This window comes from Ensifer sp. ENS06, from assembly GCF_014852205.1.
GTDB lineage: Bacteria > Pseudomonadota > Alphaproteobacteria > Rhizobiales > Rhizobiaceae > Ensifer > Ensifer adhaerens.
This window is the reverse complement of the sequence record NZ_JACVBC010000023.1, coordinates 1-13,214: the sequence shown is the minus strand read 5'-3', so window position 1 is coordinate 13,214 and position 13,214 is coordinate 1. Positions and strand designations below refer to the sequence as shown.

10 protein-coding genes are annotated in these 13,214 nt (G+C 62.7%); 5 read left to right on the top strand and 5 right to left on the bottom strand.

The features are described from left to right. Positions 1-9 precede the first annotated feature (9 nt). Positions 10-549, top strand: a complete 540-nt coding sequence (locus IB279_RS35315) for a hypothetical protein (RefSeq protein ID WP_060520527.1) — start codon at positions 10-12, stop codon at positions 547-549. On the opposite strand, the gene IB279_RS35310 is transcribed toward IB279_RS35315, so the two are convergent. The 5 genes from IB279_RS35310 to IB279_RS35290 form a co-directional block, all read right to left on the bottom strand. Beyond that, positions 530-1,792 carry a hypothetical protein gene (locus tag IB279_RS35310; RefSeq protein ID WP_192341111.1) on the bottom strand — a complete coding sequence of 421 codons (1,263 nt, stop codon included), beginning with the start codon at positions 1,790-1,792 and terminating at the stop codon, positions 530-532. The two genes, IB279_RS35315 and IB279_RS35310, sit on opposite strands and share 20 nt — an antisense overlap. An 81-nt stretch (positions 1,793-1,873) precedes the next feature. Beyond that, positions 1,874-4,012 carry a methylmalonyl-CoA mutase gene (gene scpA / locus IB279_RS35305; protein WP_060520529.1) on the bottom strand — a complete coding sequence of 713 codons (2,139 nt, stop codon included), beginning with the start codon at positions 4,010-4,012 and terminating at the stop codon, positions 1,874-1,876. A gap of 40 nt (positions 4,013-4,052) precedes the next feature. Beyond that, a complete protein-coding gene (locus IB279_RS35300; RefSeq protein ID WP_192341109.1) occupies positions 4,053-6,056 on the bottom strand; it encodes an acetyl/propionyl/methylcrotonyl-CoA carboxylase subunit alpha in 2,004 nt (667 codons plus the stop codon). A gap of 30 nt (positions 6,057-6,086) precedes the next feature. Next, entirely contained in the window at positions 6,087-6,377 is a 291-nt protein-coding gene (locus tag IB279_RS35295; protein WP_029742742.1) for a hypothetical protein, read from the bottom strand. 11 nt (positions 6,378-6,388) lie between these two features. Next, positions 6,389-7,921, bottom strand: a complete 1,533-nt coding sequence (locus IB279_RS35290) for an acyl-CoA carboxylase subunit beta (protein WP_029742743.1) — start codon at positions 7,919-7,921, stop codon at positions 6,389-6,391. Positions 7,922-8,078: 157 nt separating this feature from the next. Here IB279_RS35290 and IB279_RS35285 point away from each other — a divergent pair, with 157 nt between their 5' ends. The 4 genes from IB279_RS35285 to mmsB all read left to right on the top strand — a co-directional run bounded on the left by IB279_RS35285 (position 8,079) and on the right by mmsB (position 12,794). After that, the gene (locus tag IB279_RS35285; protein ID WP_192341107.1) at positions 8,079-9,497 is read left to right on the top strand and encodes a short-chain fatty acyl-CoA regulator family protein; all 1,419 of its coding nucleotides are present in this window, start codon (positions 8,079-8,081) and stop codon (positions 9,495-9,497) included. Positions 9,498-9,614: 117 nt separating this feature from the next. Continuing rightward, positions 9,615-10,757, top strand: a complete 1,143-nt coding sequence (locus IB279_RS35280) for an isobutyryl-CoA dehydrogenase (protein ID WP_192341105.1) — start codon at positions 9,615-9,617, stop codon at positions 10,755-10,757. 23 nt (positions 10,758-10,780) lie between these two features. Continuing rightward, complete coding sequence (locus IB279_RS35275; protein WP_192341103.1) at positions 10,781-11,839, top strand: enoyl-CoA hydratase/isomerase family protein; 1,059 nt, start codon at positions 10,781-10,783, stop codon at positions 11,837-11,839. A gap of 58 nt (positions 11,840-11,897) precedes the next feature. Further along, positions 11,898-12,794: a 3-hydroxyisobutyrate dehydrogenase gene (mmsB, locus tag IB279_RS35270; protein ID WP_034800108.1), complete on the top strand. Its 897-nt coding sequence runs from the start codon at positions 11,898-11,900 to the stop codon at positions 12,792-12,794. Positions 12,795-13,214: the final 420 nt, after the last annotated feature.

The following is a 13,214-nucleotide window of genomic DNA, read 5'->3' as shown; positions in this document are numbered from 1 at the left end:
GAGGTAGTCATGAGCGAGAAACGCACCTTCTGGACCTGCCTGCTCGCGTTGATCGTCGCGCTGCCGCTCGCCTTCGTCGCCCGCGCATGGGAAAGCCTTGGTGAGAGCCAATGGCTCGCCGGCGGTAGCCCGGAAGTCGTCGTTGCGGATGGAGCGGCGCAGGCCTTCGCCGGCGGGCAATGGAAGCTTATGGATATGCGACGCCTGCCGCGCACCGACGACGCACGCGTCATTCTTACCGAATTCGAGGCATCGCCGACCGATCTCGCCGCTTTGTCGAAGGGCGCCTGCCGCGTTCGACTGATCGACGACAAAGGGCGCCGCTTCGAACCGGTCACCCTGACCGAGCCGATCGTGCGAGAGATGTATCCGGAGGTGGCCGAGCGTCAGCGCTGCAGTGTCCTGGCCTTTACGGATGCCAAGGCCGGCAGCCCCGTCCGCATGGCCGAGAGCTTCATCGTTCCGGCGGAGGCGCGGGACCTTTCGCTGCGGATCGAATTTCCCGGCGCCAGTGACGAGACGCTGGTGTTCAAGTGGACGCGTAGTTGATCTCGACTTTCTCGGCCTGACGGGAAACGGCGTGTTCGAGCATCGCCGCCAGCAGGGTGATGCGCAGTGCATCGAGCACGATGCCGCCGTTGAGATCGCTGGGGCTGCCGATGAAAAGGCTCACGGCATCGAAAACGAGCCGCCAGCTCGCAAGATCTCCCACGTCCAGCGTCCGTGTTGCCGCGTACCACGTCCAGGCGCCGAGCCAGGCAATGGCATTGTAGGCGATGATAAAGGCGAAAAGTGCCGCCAGCCCCGAGCCGAGCGTCAGCTTCAGGCAGGTCCAGATCGGCGCATAGCGGGAGCGATAATCGCCGATGAAGTGGTCGAGAAAATCGGCGACCCATTTGCGCAGCGTGCGGGCGCGGCGCGGCTTTGGCGATGCCGGCCGGGTGCGCGATGTTGCGCTCGAAAGCTCGTAGCCGTTGATGATGGCCGCCATGACCAGCCAGACGACCGGAAGGAGCGCATAGAAGAACAGGCCTGTGGCCTGGCTATCCCAGTCAGGTTTTCTCAATTCCACCGGCACGAAGGTCTCGGCGGCATGCGCAATGCCGGCGAAGGCGAAGCCGTTCATGCTCAGAAGCTTGCCGGCGCCAAGCCAGGTGATCACCTGGTCCTTCCAGACCGACAGGCCGTAGAGACCGATGAAGATCCAGCTTGCATCTGCGGCTACAATCAGAAGACGCCAGACGGGCGCTTCGCTCAGCTTGCTCATGCGTTTTGCGCCCCAGCGTACAAGCCAGCAGAGCGCGATCGACACGAGAACGCCGCGCGACCCCAGAATATCGAAGAAGTTGGCTTTTTCGCCGAAAGCGACGGCAGCAAGTGCTGACCGCGAATATTCGCGCACGGTATCGCCGAGAAGCCCCCAGGCGGCGTAGTAGGCAAAGAACGGCAGGAGGGCGGCGGCGGTGACGGCGAGCAGCCTGCGGTCGGCCTTCGGCACCTTGGTCTCGACAGGCGCCGCTGCCGGCTGCTGCCGGAGCGCTTCGAGCGCCGGCAAGCCCGGGCGAAGGACCATGAACATCAGCACGATGACGACGAGCTTCGCCAGCACGACGAGGGAGAGCGTGACCATGCCGCCGAGCGGATGCTGCATCCCGATCCAGACGGCTGCCCGCATCAGGAGATCGTGCACGATGGCGCCGCAGGCACCGAGCAGCAGGAGCTGCGGCCAGAAGCGGGCGAGAAGGCGCGCCATCAGGGCAAAGGGTCCGAACACTTCGGCGATCGACGTCATGCCGACACCATAGTTGCGTCGGCCGGTTACGACAACCGCTCGGGGCGAACGGAGAGAGGATGTCCTCCGCGTCGCCCGGCGTCAGATGTTGCGGCGCTTGCCCTCGATCAGGTCGAGCACCGCGCGTGCCGCATCGAGCACGTTGGTGCCAGGGCCGAAGACCGCCGACACGCCGTTCTCCATCAGGTAGTCATAGTCCTGGCGAGGGATGACACCCCCACAGATGACGATGACATCCTCGCCGCCACGCTTTTTCAGCGCTTCGGCCAATTGCGGCATCAGCGTCTTGTGGCCGGCTGCGAGCGAAGAGACGCCAATGACATTGACCTTGCTCGCAAGCGCCATGTCGGCCGCCTCCTCCGGTGTCTGGAACAACGGGCCGGCAAGCACGTCGAAGCCGATGTCGCCAAAGGCCGACGCGATCACCTTGGCGCCGCGGTCGTGGCCGTCCTGGCCGAGCTTGGCGACCATGATTTTCGGCTTGCGGCCGAGTTTTGCCGAAACCTCGTCGAGGCGGCCGGAGAGCACCTCGAGTTCAGGCTCGCCCTCATAGGCCTTGCCATAGATCTTGCTGACGACCTTGGGCGTTGCGGCATGGTCACCAAAGGCGCCGCGCATCGCATCGGAGATTTCGCCGACGGTCGCACGCGCCCGCGCCGCTTCGACGGCGGCCGCCAAGAGGTTGCCTTCGCCGGTCGAGGCGACCTTTGAAACCGCGGCCAGGGTCTCTTTCACCTTTGCGCTGTCGCGCCGCCGCTTCGTTTCCTCGATGCGACGGATCTGCGCGGCGCGCACGGCGCTGTTGTCGATTTCCAGGATGTCGATCGGCTCCTCGTTGTCGAGCCGGTACTTGTTGACGCCGACGATGATTTCCTCGCCCTTGTCGACCGAGGCCTGGCGGCGCGTCGCGGCCTCTTCGATCAGTCGCTTCGGCAGGCCGGCGTTGACCGCACGGGTCATGCCGCCCATCGCCTCGACCTCTTCGATCAGCGCCCAGGCCTTTTCTGCAAGTTCATTGGTCAGGCTCTCGACATAGTAGGAACCGGCAAGCGGATCGACGACCTTGGTGACACCGGTCTCGTGCTGCAGGATCAGTTGCGTGTTGCGAGCGATGCGCGCTGAAAACTCCGTCGGCAGCGCGATCGCCTCGTCGAAGGAGTTGGTGTGCAGCGATTGCGTGCCGCCAAGGGCGGCCGACATCGCCTCGAAAGCGGTGCGGATTATGTTGTTATAGGGATCCTGCTCCTGCAGCGAGACGCCCGAGGTCTGGCAATGGGTACGCAGCATCAGCGAAGACGGCTTCTTCGGCTCGAACTCCTTCATGATCCGGGTCCAGAGCAGCCGCGCCGCCCGAAGCTTCGCCGCTTCCATAAAGAAATTCATGCCAATGGCGAAGAAGAACGAAAGCCTCCCGGCGAACTCGTCGACGTTCAGCCCTTTGGCAAGGGCGGCCCGCACATATTCGCGCCCGTCGGCGAGCGTGAAGGCAAGCTCCTGCACCAGCGTCGCGCCGGCTTCCTGCATGTGGTAGCCGGAGATCGAGATCGAATTGAACTTCGGCATCTCCTTCGCCGTATACTCGATGATATCCGCGACGATGCGCATCGAGGGTTCCGGCGGGTAGATGTAGGTGTTGCGGACCATGAACTCCTTGAGGATATCGTTCTGGATGGTCCCCGAGAGCTTGTCGCGCGAAACGCCCTGTTCCTCGCCGGCGACGATGAAGGAGGCGAGGATCGGAATGACCGCGCCGTTCATGGTCATGGAGACCGACATCTCGTCGAGCGGAATGCCGTCGAACAGGATCTTCATGTCCTCGACCGAGTCGATCGCAACCCCTGCCTTGCCGACATCGCCTTCGACGCGCGGATGATCGCTGTCGTAGCCGCGATGGGTCGCAAGGTCGAAGGCGACGGAAAGACCCTTTTGTCCGGCCGCGAGATTCTTCCGATAGAAGGCGTTCGAAGCTTCGGCCGTGGAGAATCCGGCATATTGGCGGATCGTCCAGGGACGCCCGGCATACATGGTCGCGCGCGGACCACGCACGAAAGGCTCGAAGCCCGGCAGCGAATCCAAATGATCGATGCCGTCGAGGTCGCCGGCCGTATAAAGCGGCTTCACCGCAATGCCCTCGGGCGTCTGCCAGGTGAGGCTTTCCGGCGCTGCCTTCAGTTCACGCTCGGCGAGCGTTTCCCAGTCCTTGGTGGTCTTTTCGGTCATCGGATGTTCTCCTGGATGATGGCGTCGACAGCCGTCGCCATCATTCGAATTCCATGATCAGTTCGTCGACCGCGAGGCTGGCGCCGGCGGCGACCGCCACGCGCTTGACCACGGCCTTCTTTTCGGCGCGCAGAATGTTTTCCATCTTCATCGCTTCGACCACGGCAAGAGCCTGCCCGGCCTCGACGGTGTCGCCGGCCTTGACCGTGACCGAGGTGATGACACCCGGCATCGGGCAGAGCAGCATGCGCGACGTGTCCGGTGGCGCCTTTTTCGGCATCAGCCGCGCCAGCTCCGCAACCCGCGGGCTTCTGACGTGGGCAATGGTGTCGATGCCGCGCCAGCGGAGCCGGATGGCGGTTCCAACCCGATCGACTTTGACGCTCAAGGGCTCATTGTCGATGTTGAAGGTGGCAAGGGTGCGGCCGGGAGCCCAGTCACCGGCGATCGTAACCGAGGCGCCGTCGGCAAATCGGACATAGGCACCATCGGCAGACGCGCCAGCGGTGACTGCGAAGTTGTGATCGCCGAGGCTGACCACCCAGTCGTGACCGACGATGCGACGGTGATTGCCGATCGTGCCGGAGATCTGGCTGGCGCGCTCCTGCAGCACCTGATTGATCGATACGGCGACGGCTGCGATCTTGCGAAGCGACTGCTCGTCGGCCGCAACGCCGTGGAAGCCGTCGGCGAATTCCTCGGCGATATAGGCCGTGGTCAGCCGGCCCTCTCGGAACCGCTGCTGCTGCATGACGGCTGCAAGGAACGGCAGGTTGTGACCGATGCCTTCCACCTCGAACTGATCGAGCGCATCGGCCATGGCATCGACTGCCGTCTTGCGATCCGGCCCCCAGGTGCAGAGCTTGGCGATCATCGGGTCGTAATACATCGAGATCTCGCCGCCCTCGAAGACGCCGGTATCGTTGCGTGTCACCGTGCCATCTTCGCGTCTGCCCTCGACCGGGGGACGATAGCGCGTCAGTCGACCGATCGACGGCAGGAAATTGCGGTAGGGGTCTTCCGCATAGAGCCGGCTTTCGATAGCCCAGCCATTGAGCTTTACGTCGTCCTGGCCGAAGGCTAGTTTTTCGCCGCTCGCAACACGGATCATCTGCTCGACGAGATCGAGCCCGGTGATGAGCTCGGTCACCGGATGCTCCACCTGTAGGCGGGTGTTCATTTCGAGGAAGTAGAAATTGCGCTTGCCGTCGACGATGAACTCGACGGTACCGGCCGAATGATAGCCGACGGCCTTGGCGAGCGCGACCGCCTGTTCGCCCATGGCCTTGCGGGTCTCGGCGTCGAGGAAGGGCGAGGGGGCTTCTTCGATGACCTTCTGGTTGCGTCGCTGGATCGAGCATTCGCGTTCGCCCAGGTAAAGCGTATTGCCGTGTTTGTCGCCGAGTACCTGGATTTCGATATGGCGTGGCTCGGTCACGAATTTCTCAATGAAGATGCGGTCATCGCCAAAGGCGTTCTTCGCTTCGTTCTTCGACGACTGGAAGCCTTCGCGTGCCTCCTGGTCGTTCCAGGCGATGCGCATGCCCTTGCCGCCGCCACCGGCCGAAGCCTTGATCATGACGGGATAGCCGATCGAACCGGCGATCCGAACCGCCTCGTCGGCATCCTCGATCAGACCCATATGGCCCGGAACCGTGGAGACACCCGCTTCGGCCGCGAGCTTCTTCGAGGTGATCTTGTCGCCCATCGCCTGTATGGCTCCAACCGGAGGGCCGATGAAGGCAACGCCTTCCTTTTCCAGGGCTTGCGCAAAGGCGGCATTCTCCGAAAGGAAGCCATAGCCCGGATGAACGGCATCGGCGCCGGTCTTGCGGATCGCATCGATAATTTTGTCGATGACGATATAGGACTGCGCCGAGGGCGAGGGGCCGATATGCACCGCCTCATCCGCCATGCGCACATGCATCGCGTCGCGATCGGCGTCGGAATAGACCGCGACCGTTGCGATGCCGAGCTTCTTCGCAGTCTTTATGACGCGGCAGGCGATTTCACCACGGTTGGCGATGAGGATTTTCTTGAACATCTTGTTTCTCTTTCAAATCCGGACTGCACGTCAGCGTTTGAACTTGCGGCGATAGGGCAGAAGCGCGATCGAGGATGCTGCGGCAGCACCTCCAAAGAGCAACGCGAAAGGCACGACGACCATGAGGGTTGCGAGCACCGGGCTCGTCGAGCGGATGATGTGCGTGCCGACCGCGCCGATATTGAGCCAGATCAGCACGCCGGCCGTTATGGCCCCGATCGCAACGCCGATCAGCGCGTTGACGGTCATGTAGCGCAGCATCTGCCAGTGGTCGCGTCGGGCCTCTTCCGGTGTCATTACGCGTTCCGGCTCCCGTTCCATCGTCGCCTCCATCAGAGCGGGATCGTGTCGTGCTTGCGCCAGCGGACATCGACCTGCTTGTTGCGCAAGGATGCGAAGGCACGAGCGATGCGGCGACGCGACGAATGCGGCATGATCACTTCGTCGATGAAGCCACGCTCGGCGGCGACGAACGGATTGGCGAAGCGCTCCTCGTATTCTTTGGTGCGCGCGGCAATCTTCTCGGCATCGCCGAGTTCCGAGCGGTAGAGGATCTCGGTTGCGCCCTTGGCGCCCATCACGGCGATCTCGGCGGTCGGCCAGGCATAGTTGACGTCGGCGCCGATGTGCTTGGAGGCCATGACGTCGTAGGCGCCCCCATAGGCCTTGCGGGTGATCAGCGTCACCATTGGCACTGTCGCTTGGCTATAGGCGAAGAGCAGCTTGGCGCCGTGCTTGATGACGCCGCCATACTCCTGCGCCGTGCCAGGCAGGAAGCCGGGCACGTCGACCAACGTCAGGAGCGGGATCGAGAAAGCGTCGCAGAAGCGTACGAAACGCGCGGCCTTGCGCGAGCTGTCGATATCGAGGCAGCCGGCAAGCACCATCGGCTGGTTGGCGACGACGCCGACTGTCTGGCCCTCCATGCGGATGAAGCCGGTGATGATGTTGCGGGCAAAGCTCTGCTGCAGCTCGAAGAAATCACCTTCGTCGGCGAGCGCAAGGATCAGTTCCTTCATGTCGTAGGGCTTGGTGGCGCTATCGGGGATCAGGCTGTCCAAACGCATTTCGAGCCGCGCCGGGTCGTCGTGGAAGGGACGGACCGGCGGCTTCTCTCGGTTGTTGAGCGGCAGGAAATCGAAGAGCAGGCGCACGTGCTCAAGCGTTTCGATGTCGTTCTCGTAGGCTGCGTCGGCGACGGAGGACTTTTTCGTGTGCGTGCCCGCACCGCCGAGTTCTTCGGCCGTGACGATCTCGTTGGTCACGGTCTTTACGACGTCGGGCCCGGTCACGAACATGTAGGACGAGTCACGCACCATGAAGATGAAGTCGGTCATGGCCGGCGAATAGACGGCGCCGCCGGCGCAGGGCCCCATGATGACCGAAATCTGCGGGATGACGCCCGAGGCTTCGGCATTGCGGCGGAAGACCTCGGCATAGCCGGCAAGGGAGGCCACGCCTTCCTGGATGCGGGCGCCGCCCGAGTCGTTGAGGCCGATGACCGGCGCGCCGTTGCGTACAGCCATATCCATGATCTTGCAGATCTTCTGCGCATGCGTTTCCGACAGCGAACCGCCGAGCACCGTAAAGTCCTGGGAGAAGACATAGACCTGGCGGCCATTGATTGTGCCCCAGCCGGTGACGACGCCGTCGCCCGCGACCTTCTGGCCTTCCATGCCGAAGTCGACGCAGCGGTGCGTGACGTACATGTCGTATTCTTCGAAGGAGCCTTCATCGAGCAGCACCTCGATGCGTTCGCGCGCCGTCAGCTTGCCTTTGCCGTGCTGGGCGTCGATCCGCCGCTGGCCGCCGCCGGCTCTTGCTTCCGCCCTGCGGGCTTCGACCTGTTCTAGTATGGCGCGCATGGTGCCCTCCCGATTTTTTGATGCCCGGCTTTTTCAACGATTGTGCAGAGGCGCTTCCAGCTTCGCAATAGCGTCGAAGACGGCATGGAAAAACGTCTCTTCATGTGCAAATGTGAAATAGAGTATTTTGTGAAACGTAAATTGCAAAGTTGCAAACATGGCGATCGGCAAGCTCTACATCGGCCGCAAGGTCAGGGAACTGCGGGAAGCGAACAAGGCGACGCAAGGTCAGTTCGCTGAACGCATCGGTATTTCCACCAGCTATCTCAACCAGATCGAAAACAACCAGCGGCCGGTTTCGGCGGCGGTGCTTTTGGCGCTCGCCGAAAAATTCCAGATCGACATCTCCGAGCTTTCGACCGGGGAGGGCGATCGCCTGCTTTCGGCGCTCTCCGAAGCGCTCAGCGACCCCCTGTTCGAGACCTATTCGGCGAGCCTGCAGGAGCTGAAGCTCGTTGCCCAGAACGCGCCAGGCCTGGCGCATGCACTGATCACCTGCCACCAGGCCTACCGCCGCAAAAGCGAACAGCTTGCGAGCATCGACGACACCATCGGCCGCGGCGGTCCCTTCGTCGAAACGACGCCCTATGAGGAAGTGCGCGACTTCTTCCATTTCGTCGACAACTACATCCACGAGATTGATATACTCGCGGAGCGGCTGGCGAGCGAACTCGGGCTCGGCGAAGGCGACAATCATGCAGCGCTTGCAAGTTATCTGGAGCAGCGCCACGGCGTTCGGGTCGTGCGCGGTGCTGCCGGCGACGAGGCGATCCGACGCTTCGATCCGCGCGCCCGTATCCTGACGCTCAATCCTTACGCGCCGCCAGCGACGCGCGACTTTCAGATCGCCCTGCAGATCGCCCAGCTTCATGCCCGCGAGGAGATCGACCGGGTGGCCGGCAGCGCCGGTTTCCGCACGGAAGAGGCCTATGAGATCTGTCGCATCGGCCTGCAGAACTATTTCGCCGGTGCGCTCATCTTGCCCTATCAGGCGTTCTCAAAGGCCGCCCGCGACTTGCGGCACGATATCGAGCTGCTCGCCGCCCGTTTCGGCGCCTCATTGGAGCAGGTCTGTCACCGCCTTTCGACCCTGCAGCGGCCGGGGCAGAAGGGCATTCCGATCTTCTTTGCCCGCATTGACCGTGCCGGCAACATCACCAAGCGCCATAGCGCCGCGAAGCTGCAATTCGCCCGCTTCGGTGCCGCCTGTCCGCTCTGGAACGTGCACCAGGCCTTCGAGACTCCGGGCAGGATCATCCGGCAACTCGCCGAAACGCCTGACGGCGTGCGCTACCTCTGTCTCGCCACCCAGATCACCAAGGGTGGCGGCGGTTTTCGCGCCGCGCAGCCGCGTTATGCGCTCGCACTCGGCTGCGAGATCTCCTACGCCGATGCTTTCGTCTATGCCGACGACATGGATCTCGGCAACCGCGCCGCCTTCGATCCGATCGGCATTTCCTGTCGCATCTGCGAGCGCACGAAATGCGCCAGCCGCGCCGTACCGCCATTGAAGCGTCGCCTGATTGTGGATCATGACTTACGCGGCGCTCTGCCGTATCGTCTAAGTGAGAACTGATTGGGCTTGTCTGTTCATTTTTGAACAGACCCTGTGAGAAGTTGCATATGGGCCTGCCGGAGGTTTGGTGTAACTAGGCCCTAATTGCTCGACTATGCGGTCAGGGAGGACATGCATATGGATTTTCGCCTGTCGGAGGAACAGGAGGCCATTCGTCAGATGGCGCTCGATTTCGCCCGCGACGAGATTGCCCCTCACGCGATCGACTGGGATCAGCAGAAGCATTTTCCGGTCGACACGTTGCGCGGCGCCGCCGCACTCGGCATGGCCGGCATCTACGTCCGTGACGATGTCGGCGGCACGGGCCTGACCCGGCTAGACGCTGCGATCATCATCGAGGCGTTGGCGACCGGCTGCCCCGCCGTCGCCTCCTTCATGTCGATCCACAATATGTGCGCCGGCATGATCGACCGTTATGGCACCAACGAGCAGCGCCAGCGGCTGCTGCCCAAGCTTTTGATCATGGACGTGCTCGCGAGCTACTGCCTGACCGAGCCCGGTTCCGGTTCGGATGCGGCGGCGCTGAAGACAAAGGCGGTCAAGGACGGCGACAGCTACGTGCTGACCGGCCAGAAACAGTTCATCTCCGGCGCCGGTGAATCCGGCCTCTATGTGATCATGGCGCGCACGGGCGAAGACGGCCCCAAGGGGATCTCGACCTTCATCGTCGAGAAGGATGCGCCGGGCCTGACCTTCGGCGCCAACGAGAAGAAGATGGGCTGGCACGTGCAGCCGACCCGCGCCGTCATGCTCGACGGCGTGCGCGTACCCGCTGAAAATCGCCTCGGCGGCGAAGGCGACGGCTTCAAGATCGCCATGGGCGGGCTCGATGGCGGTCGCTTGAACATCGCCGCCGCGTCGCTCGGCGGTGCTCAATCGGCCTTCGAAAGGGCGCTGGCCTACGTTCAGGAGCGGCGCGCCTTTGGCAAGGCGATCGGCGAATTCCAGGCGCTACAGTTCCGTCTCGCCGACATGGCGACCGATCTCGAAATCGCCCGCACTTTCCTTTGGCGTGCCGCTTCGGCGCTCGATGCGGGCGACCCGGAAGCGACGAAGCTCTGCGCCATGGCCAAGCGCTTCGTCACCGACCGCTGCTTCGCCGTCGCCAACGACGCGCTGCAGCTTCATGGTGGCTATGGCTATCTCGCCGACTATGGCGTCGAGAAGATTGTCAGGGACCTTCGGGTGCACCAGATCCTGGAAGGCACCAACGAGATCATGCGCCTCATCGTGGCGCGTTCGCTTATCGGCCGGAAATAGGCCAGAAACGGGAAAGACCGCTTATGGAAATGCAGACGCCAGCACCGGAAGTGATCGTCGAGCGCCAGGGCGCGGTCGGCCGGATCCGGTTGAACCGCACGCGCGCGCTGAACAGCCTCAACGTGCCGATGATCCGGTTAATCGCGGCGGCCCTGACCGAATTCGAGAACGATCCGGCGGTCGCTGCCGTGCTTGTCACCGGCGAGGGCGAGCGCGGGCTTTGCGCCGGCGGTGATATCCGAATGATCTATGAGAGCGGCCGCGAGCGCCCGGAGGAGGGCGCCCAGTTCTGGCGCGAGGAGTTCGTCGTCAACAGCCGCATCTCCGGCCACCGTAAGCCCTATATTGCCATCATGGACGGCATCGTCATGGGCGGTGGCGTCGGAATCTCCGCCCACGGCAGCCACAGGATCGTTACCGAGCGAACCAGGCTTGCAATGCCCGAAACCGGCATCGGTTACTTCCCGGATGTCGGGGCCACCTGGCTTTTGCCGAAGGCGCCCGGTGAATTCGGCACCTATCTCGGTCTCACCGGCCGGGACATCGTTGCTGCCGACGCGATCCTTGCGCGGCTCGCGGACAGTTTTGTCGCTGCGGACAAGCTGGAAGCCTTGATCGCTGATCTCGCCGCACTTGCGCCGAGCGCGGGCAGCGCGGATGTCGACGGCGTGATTGCCAAGCATGCTTCGGAAGCTCCGGCAACGCCGCTTCAAGGCCATCTTGCCCTGATTGACCGTTGCTTTGCCTTCGATACGATCGAAGAGATCCTCGCGGCGCTCGAAGCCGATGGTTCCGATTTTGCCAGGGAGACGCTCGCGCTCTTGAACTCCCGTTCCGCGCTCAGCATGAAGCTGACGCTCGATCTCCTGCGCGCCGGCCGCCGCAGTGCTTCGCTGAACGAATGCCTTGAGCGCGAATACTCCGCGACGCTCGGCATGCTCGCCAATCCCGATTTCTACGAGGGCGTGCGTGCCGCTGTGATCGACAAGGACCGCAATCCGAAATGGTCGGTTGGACTTGCCGACGTGACGCCCGATAGGCTCGCGCGATTTGCGCGCAAAGATCACCCGCCACTGTTCTAGCGCCTGAGGATGGGGCGCAGTTCGGTTTTGACCGAGTTTCAATGCGAGGAGGAATGACATGACGAAGATCGCCTTTATCGGGCTCGGCAATATGGGCGGTCCGATGGCCGCCAATCTGGTGAAGGCGGGACACGCGGTCACAGGCTTCGACCTGTCTGAGGCTTCGCGCAACGCCGCGGCGAAGACCGGCGTTTCCGTCGCCGGCTCGATAGCACATGCGGTGCGCGGTGCTGAATGCGTCATCACCATGCTGCCGGCCGGCGCCCATGTCCTCTACGTCTGGGATGAACTTCTCGGCTTCGTCGATCCGGGCACGCTCCTGATCGACAGTTCGACGATAGACGTCGATAGCGCCCGGAAAGCTCATATGCTCGCCGAAAAGATCGGCTGCCCCTCGCTCGACGCACCGGTTTCCGGTGGCACCGGTGGTGCTGCGGCTGGCACCTTGACCTTCATGGTCGGCGGCAGCGACGAGGCTTTTTCGCGCGGCAAGCCGCTGCTCGACGCCATGGGCAAGAAAATCGTTCATTGCGGAGGAGGGGGCGCCGGTCAGGCGGCGAAGATCTGCAACAACATGATCCTCGGCATTTCCATGGCCGGCGTCTGCGAAGCTTTCGTGCTGGCCGAGCGTCTCGGCCTGTCGCACCAGGCACTGTTTGACGTGGCTTCTACGTCGTCCGGCCAGTGCTGGTCGCTGACGACCTATTGCCCGGTGCCGGGGCCGGTTCCGACCTCGCCCGCCAACAACGAGTATAAGCCGGGCTTTGCCGCAAGTCTGATGCTGAAGGACCTGAAGCTGTCGCAGCAGGCCGCTTCCGCAGCCGGTGCGACGACGCCGATGGGTGCGCAGGCCGCGCAGCTCTATTCGATGTTCGAGAAACTCGGCCACGGCGGCGAGGATTTTTCGGCGCTGATCCGTCTGTTGCGCGGGAACGACGAGGCCAAGGCCGGTTAATTCATCCCGTGCCGAAGGATTTCCGCCCGTTTAAGCGGGCGGAAAGTGGCTGCTGCTGCCTGTGGATAGAAATATCGTTTATTGTCAATGTGTTGTGAGATTTATGTCGGGCCCATGAAAATCCCTGTTGACGTCTGTGAGAATGGGGGTCTATAAGCCCGATCACTGACGAGGGCGGCGGCGCTGCTGGCGACGACGACCTTCGCTCTAGAGTTTCCTGATTGGCTTGGTGCTGATTGAGGGGTTCGGAACGAGAGTTCTGGGCTTTGTGGGAACGGTTTGACGGACGGTGAGTTCGTCGGTTTTTTGACAATTGAATATAGAGAAAGAGAAACGTGGGCGGCGGAGCTCGTGGGGAACTTCGGTTCCTTATGAAAGAGACTTTGGCGGTCACGTTTTAACAAGAGACTACACCTGTTT

Bases quoted from the DNA above. Each gene is read 5' to 3' on its own strand.
- IB279_RS35315 (WP_060520527.1), top strand. From the start codon at position 10: ATGAGCGAGAAACGCACCTTCTGGACCTGCCTGCTCGCGTTGATCGTC.
- IB279_RS35310 (WP_192341111.1), bottom strand. From the start codon at position 1,792: ATGACGTCGATCGCCGAAGTGTTCGGACCCTTTGCCCTGATGGCGCGC.
- scpA (WP_060520529.1), bottom strand. From the start codon at position 4,012: ATGACCGAAAAGACCACCAAGGACTGGGAAACGCTCGCCGAGCGTGAA.
- IB279_RS35300 (WP_192341109.1), bottom strand. From the start codon at position 6,056: ATGTTCAAGAAAATCCTCATCGCCAACCGTGGTGAAATCGCCTGCCGC.
- IB279_RS35295 (WP_029742742.1), bottom strand. From the start codon at position 6,377: ATGGAACGGGAGCCGGAACGCGTAATGACACCGGAAGAGGCCCGACGC.
- IB279_RS35290 (WP_029742743.1), bottom strand. From the start codon at position 7,921: ATGCGCGCCATACTAGAACAGGTCGAAGCCCGCAGGGCGGAAGCAAGA.
- IB279_RS35285 (WP_192341107.1), top strand. From the start codon at position 8,079: ATGGCGATCGGCAAGCTCTACATCGGCCGCAAGGTCAGGGAACTGCGG.
- IB279_RS35280 (WP_192341105.1), top strand. From the start codon at position 9,615: ATGGATTTTCGCCTGTCGGAGGAACAGGAGGCCATTCGTCAGATGGCG.
- IB279_RS35275 (WP_192341103.1), top strand. From the start codon at position 10,781: ATGGAAATGCAGACGCCAGCACCGGAAGTGATCGTCGAGCGCCAGGGC.
- mmsB (WP_034800108.1), top strand. From the start codon at position 11,898: ATGACGAAGATCGCCTTTATCGGGCTCGGCAATATGGGCGGTCCGATG.